Source organism: Burkholderia pseudomultivorans (assembly GCF_902499075.1).
Classification (GTDB): Bacteria; Pseudomonadota; Gammaproteobacteria; order Burkholderiales; family Burkholderiaceae; genus Burkholderia; species Burkholderia pseudomultivorans.
Window position 1 is genome coordinate 15763 of record NZ_CABVPP010000027.1, and the last position, 14578, is coordinate 30340.

Annotated in this window: 11 protein-coding genes; 6 read left to right on the top strand and 5 right to left on the bottom strand. The window is 68.7% G+C overall.

The features are described 5' to 3' along the window. The first annotated feature begins 11 nt into the window (after positions 1-11). Together BST28156_RS18550 and BST28156_RS18555 are read left to right on the top strand one after the other, a co-directional pair. A complete protein-coding gene (locus BST28156_RS18550) occupies positions 12-830 on the top strand; it encodes a hypothetical protein (protein WP_174903020.1) in 819 nt (272 codons plus the stop codon). A 40-nt stretch (positions 831-870) separates the two neighbouring features. Further along, positions 871-1335: a DUF2214 family protein gene (locus BST28156_RS18555; RefSeq protein WP_040126975.1), complete on the top strand. Its 465-nt coding sequence runs from the start codon at positions 871-873 to the stop codon at positions 1333-1335. A 52-nt stretch (positions 1336-1387) separates the two neighbouring features. Here BST28156_RS18555 and gudD read toward each other — a convergent pair whose 3' ends face one another. Further along, complete coding sequence (gudD, locus tag BST28156_RS18560) at positions 1388-2740, bottom strand: glucarate dehydratase (RefSeq protein WP_060241549.1); 1353 nt, start codon at positions 2738-2740, stop codon at positions 1388-1390. Between the two features lie 372 nt (positions 2741-3112). On the opposite strand from gudD, the gene BST28156_RS18565 reads away from it, so the two are divergent. Then, on the top strand, positions 3113-3874 hold the full coding sequence (locus BST28156_RS18565) for a FadR/GntR family transcriptional regulator (protein ID WP_009689415.1): 762 nt from the start codon (positions 3113-3115) through the stop codon (positions 3872-3874). Positions 3875-4075: 201 nt separating this feature from the next. On the opposite strand, the gene BST28156_RS18570 is transcribed toward BST28156_RS18565, so the two are convergent. The 3 genes from BST28156_RS18570 to pdxY all read right to left on the bottom strand — a co-directional run bounded on the left by BST28156_RS18570 (position 4076) and on the right by pdxY (position 8869). Further along, on the bottom strand, positions 4076-5224 hold the full coding sequence (locus BST28156_RS18570; protein WP_060241551.1) for a branched-chain amino acid ABC transporter substrate-binding protein: 1149 nt from the start codon (positions 5222-5224) through the stop codon (positions 4076-4078). A gap of 349 nt (positions 5225-5573) precedes the next feature. After that, positions 5574-7727 (bottom strand): phosphocholine-specific phospholipase C, encoded by a 2154-nt coding sequence (locus BST28156_RS18575; protein ID WP_174903021.1) that lies wholly within the window; start codon positions 7725-7727, stop codon positions 5574-5576. 281 nt (positions 7728-8008) lie between these two features. After that, positions 8009-8869 carry a pyridoxal kinase PdxY gene (gene pdxY / locus BST28156_RS18580; protein WP_174903022.1) on the bottom strand — a complete coding sequence of 287 codons (861 nt, stop codon included), beginning with the start codon at positions 8867-8869 and terminating at the stop codon, positions 8009-8011. 175 nt (positions 8870-9044) lie between these two features. Here pdxY and BST28156_RS18585 point away from each other — a divergent pair, with 175 nt between their 5' ends. Then, positions 9045-10109 carry an alpha/beta fold hydrolase gene (locus tag BST28156_RS18585; RefSeq protein WP_059481490.1) on the top strand — a complete coding sequence of 355 codons (1065 nt, stop codon included), beginning with the start codon at positions 9045-9047 and terminating at the stop codon, positions 10107-10109. A gap of 39 nt (positions 10110-10148) precedes the next feature. Here the strand turns inward: BST28156_RS18585 and BST28156_RS18590 are convergent, their stop codons facing one another. Continuing rightward, a complete protein-coding gene (locus BST28156_RS18590; protein WP_174903023.1) occupies positions 10149-11147 on the bottom strand; it encodes an LLM class flavin-dependent oxidoreductase in 999 nt (332 codons plus the stop codon). Between the two features lie 643 nt (positions 11148-11790). On the opposite strand from BST28156_RS18590, the gene hpnI reads away from it, so the two are divergent. Together hpnI and hpnJ are read left to right on the top strand one after the other, a co-directional pair. Further along, complete coding sequence (gene hpnI / locus BST28156_RS18595; protein WP_040126980.1) at positions 11791-12966, top strand: bacteriohopanetetrol glucosamine biosynthesis glycosyltransferase HpnI; 1176 nt, start codon at positions 11791-11793, stop codon at positions 12964-12966. Positions 12967-13153: 187 nt separating this feature from the next. Continuing rightward, complete coding sequence (gene hpnJ / locus BST28156_RS18600) at positions 13154-14575, top strand: hopanoid biosynthesis associated radical SAM protein HpnJ (protein ID WP_174903024.1); 1422 nt, start codon at positions 13154-13156, stop codon at positions 14573-14575. Positions 14576-14578 lie beyond the last annotated feature (3 nt).

The following is a 14578-nucleotide window of genomic DNA, read 5'->3' on the forward strand; positions in this document are numbered from 1 at the left end:
GGAGAGCAGTCTTGGCGAGAACGAAAACCACGCGCGCAGCGCCGGCCCCCGGCGCCGGCGTGATCTTCGCGTTGCGCGCGATCGGTCTCGTGCTGTTCGCGCGCTGGCTGTTCTCGATGTCGGAGATGGGCTATCGCGCGTCGCTGTCGGCGATGATGTCGTCGCCGTGGGCGTTCATTTATCTGGTGCTGATCTTCCTGCTGCTCGCGCTGCCGGGTGCCGTCGCGCGCGCCGAGCGGCCGTTCCATCCGCTGCCGCAGTGGCTGCGCCAGGCGCTGCGCCTGCTGGCGCTGATCGGTTTCCTGTTCGCCGTCTGGTCGATCGGTGCGTTCGCGTGGGCGGCCGGCTGGCGGCGCGCGCTGCATGCGGTGGCGGCCACCAACGGCTGGCTCGTCGCCGCGCCAGTGCTGTATGCGGCCGTCGTGTGGATCTGCCGGCCGCGCCCGCTGTGGCGCACCAACGTCGCGGCGCGCCGCTTCGCAGTGGGCCGCTATGCGATCTCGCTCGATACGCTCACGCGTACCGTGATCGTGTGGATGGAAAGCCGCAAGGTCGGCCAGTACGATGCGCGCGAGCTGTCGGTGCGCTGGCCCGGCCGGCGCGCGGCGAGTGGCGAACCGTCGGGCGGCGAACAGTCGGGCGGCGAACCGTCGGCCGCCGTGCTCCCGCCGCGCGGCGGTCCGTTCCGGCGGCCGAAGGTGGAGTTGCTGTGGGATTCGCCGGCGGCCGTCGGCCACAACCGGCAGATCGTGATGCGCGCGCCGCTCGCGACCGAGGGCGACCGCGTCGCGGTGCTCGCGCTCGACGCGGCGCTCAAGCAGATCGTCTGACAAGGCCTGCGCACGGTGCGCGGGCGTCGAGGGAGGCGTGATGATCGTCCGTTGGTTGCTGGCGGCTGTCCATCTGAGTGCATTCGGCGTCGCGTTCGCGGCGATCGCGGGGCGCAACCGCGCGTTGCGCCGGCTGATCGCGTCGGCGCAGGCCGCCGATCTGCCGGGCGTGTTCAAGGCCGATGCGGTGTGGGGGCTGTCGGCGCTCGTGCTGATCGCCACCGGCCTCGCGCGTGCGTTCGGCGGGTTCGAGAAGGGCAGCGCCTATTACCTGCACGAGCCGCTCTTTCACCTGAAGATGACCGCGCTCGTGCTGATCCTGCTGCTCGAGGTCGTGCCGATGCTCGGGCTGATCCGCTGGCGCGCCGCCGCGCGGCAGCAGCGGATGCCCGATATCGGGCGCGCCCGCACCTATGTGAGGATCGGCCACTGGCAGGCGATGCTCGTGATCGTCATCGTGTTCGCGGCGTCGGGGATGGCGAGGGGGATTGGCGCGGCCGGCTAGGCGCGGCCGGCCACGCGCAACCGGCGCTCGCGCCATCCGTCCCGCCCCGCCTTCACCGCACGAGGCAGGGGCGCTTGTTGTCGAAGGTCCAGCCCGGAATCAGGTACTGCATCGCCGCCGCGTCGTCGCGCGCGCCGAGCGCATGCTGCTTGTACAGTTCGTGCGCGTGCGCGACCGCATCCATGTCGATGTCGATGCCGAGCCCCGGCCGCTTCGGCACCTCGACGAGCCCGTTCTCGATCTTCAGCGGTTCGCGCGTCAGCCGCTCGCCGTCCTGCCAGATCCAGTGCGTGTCGATCGCCGTGACCTTGCCCGGCGCGGCAGCCGCGACATGCGTAAACATCGCGAGCGACACGTCGAAGTGGTTGTTCGAATGCGAGCCCCACGTGAGGCCCCAGTCGCGACACATCTGCGCGACGCGCACCGAGCCCTGCATCGTCCAGAAGTGCGGATCCGCGAGCGGGATGTCGACCGCCTGCAGCTGCACCGCGTGCCCCATCTGCCGCCAGTCGGTCGCGATCATGTTGGTCGCGGTCGGCAGCCCCGTCGCGCGGCGGAACTCGGCCATCACCTCGCGGCCCGAGTAGCCGTTCTCCGCGCCGCACGGGTCTTCCGCGTACGCGAGCACGTGATGGAGGTCGCGGCACAGCCGCACGGCTTCGTCGAGCGACCACGCGCCGTTCGGGTCGAGCGTCACGCGCGCGTCCGGGAAGCGCTCGGCGAGCGCCGTGACGGCGTCGACCTCGCGCGCGCCTTCGAACACGCCGCCTTTCAGCTTGAAGTCGTTGAAGCCGTAGCGCGCATGCGCGGCTTCCGCGAGCCGCACGACCGCCTCGGGCGTCAGCGCGGGCTCGTCGCGCACGCGTGTCCAGTCGTCGGTCGCACCACGCCCGTCGCGATAGGGCAGCGCGGTTTTAGTACGATCGCCGACGTAGAACAGGTAGCCGAGCATCTCGACGCGCTCGCGCTGCTGCCCTTCGCCGAGCAGCGCGGCGACCGGCACGCCGAGGTGCTGGCCGAGCAGGTCGAGCAGCGCGGCTTCCAGCGCGGTGACCGCGTGGATCGTCGTGCGCAGGTCGAAGGTCTGCAGCCCGCGGCCGCCCGCGTCGCGATCCGCGAAGCGGCGGCGCACGTCGTTGAGCACCGCGTGATGGTTGCCGACCGGTTGGCCGACCACGAGCGCACGCGCATCGTCGAGCGTGCGGCGGATGCTTTCGCCGCCCGGCACTTCGCCGACGCCGGTGCGGCCCGCGCTGTCCTTCAGGATCACGAGGTTGCGGGTGAAGAACGGGCCGTGCGCGCCGCTCAGGTTGAGCAGCATGCTGTCGTGGCCGGCGACCGGAATCGCTTGCAGGTCGACGATGCGCGGCGTGTCGTGGGAGGGCGGGGCAGTGACGGCGTTCATGGCGGCGATGACGATAGAGTGGGCGGCGCCGTGCGGCAAAAGCTTTGCCGCGCGCGGCAGGAGGTGCGATCATTCGACAACCGACGTGCGCGGTCGCTCACCGGCATGTCGACTGCAACCCCGGATGGCGGGGCGATACGTTCGATGCCGGCTTCCAGTCCGACCGCAACACGCGATGCGCGTATTCCGGCCGTGCGCGAAGCCCGGGACCGGTGCAAGCGGGACTGCGTTCGCACCGGCCGACAGGAGACAAATACAGCGATCATCAGTCGTCGGATGACTTGTGACGCAGTATAATGAAACATCGGCTTTCGCTCAAACCCCGCGTAAACCCTCGGCTCACATTAGATCATTCAAAAAGGAACCGGCCTCATGTCCGTGCCAACGCTTCCCGCAGCGCCGCGCCGTCGCGCGCGCAGCCTCGCACAAGATGTCGTCGACGCGCTGACCGCGCAGATCGAAAACGGCACGCTGCGTCCTGGCGACAAGCTGCCGACCGAAACCGAAGTGATGGCGGCGCAGGGCGTGAGCCGCACGGTCGTGCGCGAGGCGATCTCGCGGATGCAGGCGAGCGGCCTGATCGAGACGCGGCACGGCATCGGCAGCTTCGTGCTGGAGCCGTCGCGCCGCCAGGCGCTCGGCATCGATCCCGCGACGATCACGACGCTGCGCGACGTGCTCGCGGTGCTGGAACTGCGCATCAGCCTCGAAAGCGAATGTGCGAGCCTCGCCGCGCAGCGCGCGAACGACGCCGATCTCGCCGCACTGCGCCGCGCGCTCGACGCGATTGCGGCGGGGGCCGGCGGCGGCCGCGACACCGCGCAGCTCGACTACCAGTTCCACCTGCAGATCGCGCAGTCGACCGGCAACCGCTATTTCGTCGACATCATGACGCAGCTCGGCACGTCGATCATTCCGCGCACGCGCGTGAATTCCGCGCGTTTCGCCGGCGACGACCTCGAGCGTTACGTCGGCCGGCTGAATCACGAGCACGAGGACATCTACGAGGCGATCGCGCGCCACGATCCCGAGGCTGCGCGCGCCGCGATGCGCACGCACCTGACCAACAGCCGCGAACGGCTGCGCCGGGCGCACGAGGCGGCCGAGGCGGAGCGCGATACGCAGGCGACATGACGCGATAACATCAGTCGTCATATAACATAGGCGGGCAATTCTCGATCGATCACGCGGCGGGGCGACGGCGAGACGCACATGGCCGGCATCCGATGCGCGCCGCGCCGCCGGCTTGCCGGAACGGCGCCGTACTTCGCGGGCCGGCCGGCCCGGCCGGCGTGAACGCCGCCGGCCGCCTCATCGCTTTTCGCGCGCGTCCGCTCAACCTCCCTTCGTCACGATCGTCTTCCAGGTGCCGCCCTTCACCTGATACAGCGTCGACATCCCGCTCTTCAGCGAGCCGTCGTTCGCAAAGGAGATGCGGCCCGTGATGCCCTCGAAGTCGACCTTCTTCAGCGCCGGGCGATAGACCTTCGGATCGGTCGAGCCGGCCGCCTGCATCGCCTTGATCGCGGCCCAGGTCGCGTCGTAGCCGAACTGCGCGTACGACAGCACGTCCACGCCGAAGCGCTTCCTGAACCGCTGCTCGAAATCCTTGCCCTGCGGCAGCTCGTCGAGCGGGCGCCCGTACTCCCACGCCATCGCGCCTTCCGCGGCCGGGCCGGCGATCTTGATGAACTCGTTGTCCTTCACGCCGCCGCCGCCGACGAACTGCGCGTTCAGCCCGAGCTGGCGCATCTGCTTGATGAAGTTCGCGGCGAGCGAGTCGAGGCCGCCGAAGAAGATCAGGTCGGGGTTCTTGCCCTTCAGGCTCGTGATCTGCGCGCGGAAGTCGACCGCCTGGTTGCTGGTGAACTCGCGGCCGATGATGGTGCCGCCGGCGGCCTTCACCGCCTTCTCGAACTCGTCGGCCTCGCCCTGGCCGAACGCGGTGCGGTCGTCGATGATCGCGATGCGCTTCGCCTTCGTCACGTCGACCGCGTACTTGCCCGCGTTGCCCGCGTTCTGGCCGTCGGTCGCGATCACCATGAACATGTTGGCGAGCCCGCGCGACGTGAGCGTGGGGTTGGTTGCGGCCGGATCGATCACCGGGATGCCGGCCTTGTCGTAGACGACCGAGGCCGGAATCGTCGTGCCCGAGTTGAAATGACCGATCACCACCGACACGTTCTGGTCGACGAGCGCCTGCGCCGCCTGCACGCCGATGCGCGGGTCGGCCTGGTCGTCCTGCACGACCAGGTTGAAGTGCGCGGGCTTGCCGGCGATCTGCACCTTCTGCGCGACGGCGTCGTCGAGCGCGAGCTGGACGCCGTTCTGCAGGTCCTTGCCGTAGCCGGCGTTCACGCCGGTGAGCGGTGCGGCGAAGCCGACCTTCACGACGGTCTCGTCGGCGGCCTGGGCGGCCTGCTGCGCGAAGAGGGCAAGCGCGGATGCAATCGACACGGACAACAGCGAATGACGGAATTTCATGTTCGATCCTCTTGTTCGACACCAGCGGTGGGTAGCGCACGCGGCCGGGCGCGTGCGGTGGGCGGGCGGTTCGACCGCTTCTCGGTATCGGGCGGGGAGGCCGGCATGATGCTTCTCGGAAGCTGCCCCCGTCAGGCTCGTCGGCGAGCCCCGATCGCCTCGATATATAGGTCGCCGATATGCGTGGGTCTTGGCTGTTTGCCGCGCATTCGATGCGGATTTGCGCATAGCTTCCGCGCGTGCGCGGGCGGCCGGTATCGGGAGTTTCCCGCCGCGAAAGGGCGGGGAAAGGCGGCAGTCGGGAAAGGCGTGCGGCGCAGCCCGCCGGGGCCGCGCCGCGTCGTCGCCGTCAGTCCGACGACATGGACGACGATTCGGACAGGGCGTCCGGGGCCGCGTCGAGATCGTGCGCGGACGCGCTCGTGCGGATCAGCGGGTCGCTCATGCTCGGGCGGCCGGTTTCGACGTGGCCGGCGAAGCGGCGCAGGAAGCCGAGCAGCCGGCCGTCGCTGACGGTCAGGTCGTACCAGCCGTGACTGCTGCGCAGATCCCAGTAGTCGTCGACCTGCGCGCCCGGCGCGAGCTCGAAGGTGCGCGCGGCGCCGTGGCCGTACGCGTTCGCGACCTTGAGCCGCACCGTCTTGTGGCCGCGGTTCATCAGGCGCAGCGTGATGTTGCCGTTCGCGACGTCGTACCCGTAGATCACCTCGGGGTTCACGCTCGCGTCGCCGATGCCGGTCGCGAACGGGCCGCGGAAGCGGCAGTAGAAGCCGTTCGGGCCGTACACGTCGAGATCGTACAGGCCGAGCGAGGCCGCGGCGCTCCACGTGTCGGCGAGTCGCTTGCCGGCTTCGACCGTGTAGGTCCACGGGCCGTCGAGACGGTTGCGCGACTGCACCTGGAATGCCGCGCCCACGCGGCCGGTATTCGCGAAGCTGAGCCGGAACGGGCCGTTGGGCGTGTCGACGCGGCCGTGCACGAACAGTTCGTACGGCAGCGCGCGCGCCGGGCGCAGCCCGGCTTCCTGTTTCGGCAGCGTCTGCAGCAGCGGCGGCACCGGGATGTAGTCGGGATGGCGCAGGCGATCGGGCGGCGCGTAGCCGCTCGTGTCGGGCAGCGTCGGCACGCCGGCGTCGGCCGTCGCGAAGTCGAATGCGGACGTCAGGTCGCCGCACACCGCGCGCCGCCACGGCGACACGTTGGCGGCCGGCGCACCGAAACGCGCCTCGAGGAATTGCAGCAGCGACGTGTGATCGAAGGTCTGCGAGCACACCCAGCCGCCCTTGGTCCACGGCGACACGACGAGCATCGGCACGCGCGGCCCGAGCCCGTACGGACCGGCCATGTGCGTCGCGTCGCCGGGGAACACCTCGTTGGTCGTCGCGACCGTCGACAGCCCGTTGTCGCGCGACTGCGGCGCGAACGGCGGCGGCACGTGGTCGAAGAAGCCGTCGTTCTCGTCGTAGGTGATGAACAGCGCGGTCTTGCTCCATACGTCCGGGTTCGACACGAGCGTCTGCAGTACCTGCTCGATGTACCACGCGCCGTAGTTCGCGGGCCAGTTCGGATGCTCGGAATACGCCTCCGGCGCGCAGATCCACGACACCTGCGGCAGCGTGCCGTTCTTCACGTCCTGCTGCAGCACGTCGAACAGCGTGCCGCCGGCGCTGATATTGGTGCCCGTGCGCGCCTTGTCGTACAGCGGCGTGCCGGGCAGCGCGGTGCGGTACTGGTTGAAGTAGAGCAGCGAGTTGTCGCCGTAGTTGCCGATGTACGGGTTCTGCGTCCAGCCCCACGAGCCGTTCGCGTCGAGCCCCGTGCCGACGTCCTGGTAGATCTTCCACGACACGCCGGCCTGTTCGAGCACTTCCGGATAGGTCGTCCAGCCGTAGCCCTTTTCCTCGTTGCCGAGCACCGGGCCGCCGCCCGCGCCGTCGTTGCCGACGTAGCCGGTCCACATGTAGTAGCGGTTCGGGTCGGTCGAGCTCGGGATCGCGCAGTGGTACGCGTCGCAGATCGTGAACGCGTCGGCGAGCTGGTAGTGGAACGGGATGTCGTCGCGCTTCAGGTAGGCCATCGTCGTGGTGCCCTTGTTCGGCACCCACTGGTCGTAGCGGCCCTTGTTCCATGCGGCATGCATGTCCTGCCAGCCGTGCGGCAGGTCCTGCAGGAACTGCAGCCCGAGCTTGTCCGCGCCCGGATGGAACGGCAGCACCTCGGCCGGGCCGACCGGCTGATGGAACACCGACTTGCCGTTCGCGAGGCGCAGCGGGCGCGGATCGCCGAAGCCGCGCACGCCGCGCAGCGTGCCGAAGTAATGGTCGAACGAGCGATTCTCCTGCATCAGGATCACGATGTGTTCGATGTCGCGGATCGTGCCGGTACGGCGGTTCGCGGGAATCGCAAGCGCATCGCGGATCACGGGCGGGAACAGGTTCAGCGCGGCGGCGCCGGCAGTGCCGGCGGCGACGCGCAGGAAGTCACGACGGTTCGATCGGGTCATGGTCGTTATCGTGCGGTAAAGGAGGGAGCCGATTGGCGGGACCTGCGGGAATGGACGCGCCCGCGACGCAGGATGCGGCTGCGCCGGGTCGTGCCGCCGCGAGCATAGCGAGGATTCGGTGTCATTCATGTGAAGTCCGAAAACGTTTGCAGCGGCGGGCAGGCGCGGTTTTTGTCGACGTTTCGGCATGGCGGCGGCCCGTCGGCCGCGCGAGGCGGGCGGGGGAGCGGGGCGGGATAAGGGGGGCGCGCGACGGCGGCGCGCGGCACGGCGCGGACGCGTCAGGCGTCGGTCACCCACGCGCCGAACCATTCGCTCGGGCGGGCGATTTCGTCCTGCGCGGCGACGAGTTCGAGTTCGTAGCGGCGCGCGTCGTAGGTGGCCTTGACGACCGCGTGCACGGCCGCGAGCGTGTGCTCGAACGCGGCGCGCACCGAGTCGCCGCGCAGCCGGCGCGCGACGAAGATCGCGCTGGTGAGGTCGCCGACGCCGACCGGATGGCGCGGAAACGCATACAGCGGCCGCTGGCCGATCCATGCCTCGGTTTCGGTGACGGCGAGCATGTTGAAGCGGTCGGCGGGGCTGTTGCGGTCGTGCAGGTGCTTGACGAGGATGATCTGCGGGCCGCGGCGGATCAGCGTGCGGCACGCGTCGACGGCTTCGGCCACGGTCTCGATGCGCCGCCCGGCGAGCTTCTGCAGCTCGGTGTGGTTCGGCGACATGCCGTCCGCAAGCGTCGGCATTTCGTGGACGATGAATTCCTCGACGCCGGGCTCGGGCCGGATGCCGCCCGTCTGGCCCATCGCCGGATCGCAGAAGTACCACGCGTTCGGGTTCATCGCCTTCACCGCGCGCACGATGTCGACCGTCGCGCGCGCCTGCGCCGGCGAGCCGACGAAGCCGGACAGCACCGCGTCGCAGCGCTTGAGCGCGCCGATCGCCGCGATGCCGTCGACGAGCTGCTCCATCTTCGCGGCGTCGATCGCGCTGCCCGCCCAGTGGCCGTACTGCATGTGATTCGACAGCTGGACGGTGTTGAGCGGCCAGACGTTGACGCCGAGGCGCTGCATCGGGAACACGGCCGCGCTGTTGCCGGCATGGCCGTAGATGACGTGCGACTGAATGCTGAGGACGTTTTTCATGGGAATTCGCCTGCACGCGTTTCAGGGGTCACGTCACACGATACCCGAGTTCGTCGCGCGCGCGGAAGTCGCGCCGGCCCGGGTGTTGCGCGGCGTCGTCAGCGCCGGGCGCGTAGAATCGCGGGGCGCGGCGCCGATCGGCTGCCCGCGAGCGTCTTCAATTACCGTGACCGTCATGATTCCGATCTGCAAGATGTTGTCCGTCGTGCGCGCCGCGCTGCTCGGCGCGGGCGTTGCCGTCGCCTGCGCCGCGACGCCCGCGGGGGCGGCCGCGCCGGCTGCCGCCGGCAACGACGGGCCCGAGTATGGCCCGCGCCTGGAAGGCTTCACCTATCCGGCGCCCGTGCACCGCTACGCGTTCACGTCGCAGCGCGACACGCTCGAGATGATGTACATGGACGTGCAGCCGGCGCACCCGAACGGCCGCACCGTCGTGCTGCTGCACGGCAAGAATTTCTGCGCGGGCACCTGGGAAGACACGATCGGCGTGCTGAGCCGCGCCGGCTACCGCGTGATCGCGCCGGACCAGATCGGCTTCTGCAAGTCGTCGAAGCCCGAGCGCTACCAGTACAGCTTCCAGCAGCTTGCGCGCAATACGCATGCGCTGCTCGAATCGATCGGCGTGAAGTCGGCGACGATCGTCGGCCACTCGACCGGCGGGATGCTCGCGATGCGCTACGCGCTGATGTATCCGAAGGCGACCGAGCAGCTCGTGCTCGTGAACCCGATCGGCCTGGAGGACTGGAAGGCGCTCGGCGTGCCGCCGCTGTCGGTCGACTACTGGTATGCGCGCGAGCTGAAGACAACGGCGGACGGGATTCGCCGCTACGAACAGTCGACCTACTACGCGGGCAAGTGGTCGCCGTCGTACGAGCGCTGGGTGCAGATGCTCGCGGGGATGTACCGCGGCCCCGGCCGCGACATCGTCGCGTGGAACTCCGCGCTGATCTACGACATGATCCTCACGCAGCCGGTCGTCTACGAGCTCGGCGCAATCCGCGTGCCGACGCTGCTGCTGATCGGCGACAAGGACACGACCGCGATCGGCAAGGACGTGTCGCCGCCCGACGTGCACGCGAAGCTCGGCCACTATCCGGAGCTCGCGAAGCGCACGCAGGCCGCGATTCCCGGTGCGCAGCTGGTCGAATTCCCGACGCTCGGGCATGCGCCGCAGATCCAGGATCCGGACGCGTTCCACAAGGCGCTGCTCGACGGGCTGGAGGCCGTGCATCCGCAGTGACGCGGCGCCGCTGCGCGACGCGCGGCGGCGGCCTGGCCGTCAGCGCGCTTCGTTCGCGAGCTCGTCGCGGATCTGCGCGGTCAGTTCGAACGAGCGCAGCCGCGCCGCGTGGTCGTAGATCTGCGCGGTGACGATCAGCTCGTCCGCGCCCGTCTGCGCGATCCGCGCGCGCAGCTTGTCGCGCACCGTGTCGCGCGAGCCGACCGCCGCGAACGACAGCGAATGCGCGACGTTCGCGAGTTCGAGCTCGTTCGCCTCGAGCACGTCGACGGGCGGCGGCAGCTTGCCCGGCGTGCCGCGCCGCAAGTTGATGAACTGCTGCTGCAGCGACGTGAACAGGCGCCGCGCTTCCTCGTCGGTATCGGCCGCGAACACGTTGACGCCGACCATCGCATGCGGCTTCGGCCACGCGGCCGACGGCCGGTACTGCGCGCGGTAGATCTCCAGCGCGCGCATCAGGTAGTCCGGCGCGAAGTGCGACGCGAACGCGAACGGCAGGCCCATCATCGCGGCGAGCTGCGCGCTGAACAGGCTCGAGCCGAGCAGCCAGACCGGCACCTCGAGCCCCGCACCGGGCACCGCGCGCACGCGCTGGCCGGGCGCCGGTTCCGCGAAATAGCGCAGCAGCTCGGCGACGTCGTCCGGAAACGAGTCGGCGCTGCCGATCAGGTCGCGGCGCAGCGCGCGCGACGTGGTCTGGTCGGTGCCGGGCGCGCGGCCGAGGCCGAGGTCGATGCGTCCCGGATAGAGCGACGCGAGCGTGCCGAACTGCTCGGCGATCACGAGCGGCGCGTGGTTCGGCAGCATGATGCCGCCGGAGCCGACGCGGATCGTCTGCGTGCCGCCCGCGACGTGGCCGATCACGACCGCGGTCGCCGCGCTCGCGATGCCGGGCATGTTGTGGTGCTCGGCGAGCCAGTAGCGCCGGTAACCCCAGCGTTCCGCATGCTGCGCGAGATCGAGCGTGTTGCGGAACGCCTGCGCGGCGTCGGCGCCGGCGGGAATGGGGGCGAGGTCGAGTACGGAGAACGGTGTCATCGGATGGCCTTCGAAGGGGCGTGCGGTGATGCGCATACGCAACAGATGCGTGTGATTTTGCCAAAGGGTTCCGGAACGCGCTGACGGTGCGCGGATACCCATGCGGCTGGCAGGGCCGCCGGGCGACCCGGCTCGATTGTTGCAAAAATCAATCCAATCTCCGATTTATTACGATTCTTTACCGAGATTGGACGCGAATCCGCATCGACATACAAAATTGCACGAAACGTTTGATTTTCAAGACTGCAATACGCCTGCAAAGCGCTTACGCTAACGTGAACGTGGTGGCGTCGAACGGGTTCGCCGGCCGGACAGCTTTGCGGGAATTGCACCAGTGCGTTTCGCGCAGTGCCAAGCGCGGGGTGCCGTGGACTGTTAAAATCCGGCGCCTGTCCATGTTGTGCCGATGGCAACCATTCGATCTTCTCGCGCCCCGTCCGGGTGCCGCGCGAAGTGGCTCGCGCCGCCCGAAACGGGGCATGGCCGCCGTCGGGAAAATGGGCCGAGCCTCCCTCAAATACACAGACGCTGCTGGAACAAGGAGTCGGGTCGTGCCCGCGTTCGTTGCTGTCGGATCATCCAATCAAGCTGGACCACGCTCAATCGACTGCCGGCTCGGCTGCCTCGACGGGGGGCGCTGCGCATGACGCCTGCCGTATCGCTGCTCGACTGGCTCCTGATCGCGTTCACGCTGGCGGCGGCCGGCTATGCACTCGTCGCGGCTTTCGCGCCGCGCCCGCGCACGCCGCGCACGGCCGCGCGCGACGGGTTCGAGCCGGTCAGCGTGCTCAAGCCGCTGTGCGGCGCGGAGCCGCATCTGTACGAGAACCTGTCGACCTTCTGCGAGCAGCGTCATCCGCGCCATGAAGTGCTGTTCGGCGTCGCGTCGGCGGCCGATCCGGCCATCGCGGTCGTCGAGCGGCTGCGCGCTGACTATCCGGAGTGCGACATCGGGCTCGTGATCGACGCGCGCGTGCACGGCAAGAACCTGAAGGTCAGCAACCTGATCAATCTCGCCGAGCGTGCGAAGTACGACCGCATCGTGATCGCGGACAGCGACATCGCGGTGAAGCCCGACTACCTGGAGCGCGTGACGGCGCCGCTCGCCGACGCGTCGGTCGGCGTCGTCACCTGCCTGTATCATGCGCGCAGCGTCGGCGGCTTCTGGACGCGGATCGGCGCCCAGTTCGTCGATGCCTGGTTCGCGCCGTCGGTGCGGATCACGCATCTCGGCGGTTCGAGCCGGTTCGGTTTCGGCGCGACGCTGGCGCTCACGCGCGACACGCTCGACCGGATCGGCGGCCTGTCGGCGCTGAAGGACGAACTGGCCGACGATTTCTGGCTCGCCGAGTTGCCGCGCCGCCTCGGGCGGCGTACCGTGCTATCCGAGGTCGAGGTCGCGACCGACGTGATCGAGGCGTCGTTCGGGCCGCTGTGGCACCGCGAGACGCGCTGGCTGCGCACGATCCGTTCACTGAACCCGGCCGGCTTCGCGTTCCTGTTCATCACGTTTACCGCGCCGTGGCTCGCGATCGGCGCGGCGCTGGCGTTGTCGCTGGACGGCACCGTCGCGGGCCTGGTGGCCGGCTGGGCTGCCGCCGCGGGCGCGTTCGGCCGGCTCGTGCTGCACGCGCGCGGCGAGGACGGCTGGCGCGCGTTCTGGCGCGACCTGCCGCTGGTCGCTGTGCGCGACACGCTGCTTGCGCTCGAATGGCTGGTCGCCGCGTTCGGCACGCACGTCGTGTGGCGCGGCGCGAGGATGACGGTGGTCGGCGGCGAACGCGCGACGGCCGCGGTGGAAGGGGGCGACGGCCGTTAGGCCCGCTCCGTGCCGGCATGGCGGGCGCAGGCCCGTGCGCTGGCGGAATTCGGCCCGACGGGCCGCGACGTGCCGCGCGAGCGTTGCGGCACGACATGACAGAGAGGCGGGCGCCCGCGCGGCGGCCCGCGGTTTTTTTGACTGAATCGTTGAATCGAATCGAACTATGCAGGCTACCGGAGCATTCATGAAAACGCTGTTCTTGCAGGCCCCTTCGTATGACGGCTTCGACGGCGGAGCCGGCTCGCGCTATCAGGCGAAGCGCGAAATCCGTTCCTTCTGGTATCCGACCTGGCTCGCGCAGCCGGCCGCGCTGGTGCCGGGCAGCCGCGTCGTCGATGCGCCGGCCGACGGCCTGTCGGTCGAGGAAACGCTGAAGATCGCCAACGACTACGATCTCGTGATCATCCACACGAGCACGCCGTCGTTCCCGACCGACGCGATGTTCGCGCAGGACCTGAAGAAGATGAAGCCGTCGATGCTGGTCGGCATGGTGGGCGCGAAGGTGATGGTCGATCCGCACAACTCGCTGACGGCGAGCGATGCAATCGACTTCGTGTGCCGCGAGGAATTCGACTACACCTGCAAGGAAATCGCCGAAGGCAAGCCGTTCCCCGAGATCAAGGGCTTGAGCTGGCGCGCGAAGGACGGCTCGATCGAGCACAACGAAGCGCGTCCGATCCTCGAGAACATGGACGAACTGCCGTTCGTCGCGCCCGTCTACAAGCGCGACCTGAAGATCGACAACTACTTCATCGGCTACCTGAACTACCCGTACGTGTCGATCTACACGGGCCGCGGCTGCAAGTCGCGCTGCACGTTCTGCCTGTGGCCGCAGACGGTCAGCGGGCATCGCTACCGCACGCGCTCGGTCGAGAACGTGCTCGCGGAAGCGAAGTGGATCCGCGACAACATGCCGGAAGTGAAGGAACTGATGTTCGACGACGACACCTTCACCGACGACCTGCCGCGCGCCGAGGCGATCGCCATCGGCCTGGGCAAGCTCGGCATGACCTGGTCGTGCAACGCGAAGGCGAACGTGCCGTACAAGTCGCTCAAGATCATGAAGGAAAACGGCCTGCGCTTGCTGCTGGTCGGCTTCGAATCCGGCGACGACCAGATCCTCGTGAACATCAAGAAGGGCGTGCGCACCGATTTCGCGCGGCGCTTCAGCGCGGACTGCAAGAAGCTCGGCATCAAGATCCACGGCACCTTCATCCTCGGCCTGCCGGGCGAGACGCAGGAAACCATCAAGAAGACGATCGAGTACGCGAAGGAAATCAATCCGCACACGATCCAGGTGTCGCTCGCCGCGCCGTACCCGGGCACGACGCTCTACAAGCAGGCCGTCGAAAACGGCTGGATGGAAGAGAACAAGACCATCAACCTGGTCAGCAAGGAAGGCGTGCAGCTCGCGGCGATCGGTTATCCGCACCTGTCGCGCGACGAGATCTATCACCATCTCGAGCAGTTCTATCGCGAGTTCTACTTCCGCCCGTCGAAGATCTGGGAAATCGTCCGCGAGATGCTGACCAGCTGGGACATGATGAAGCGCCGCCTGCGCGAAGGTGTCGAGTTCTTCCGTTTCCTGCGCGCGCACGAGGCCTGATTC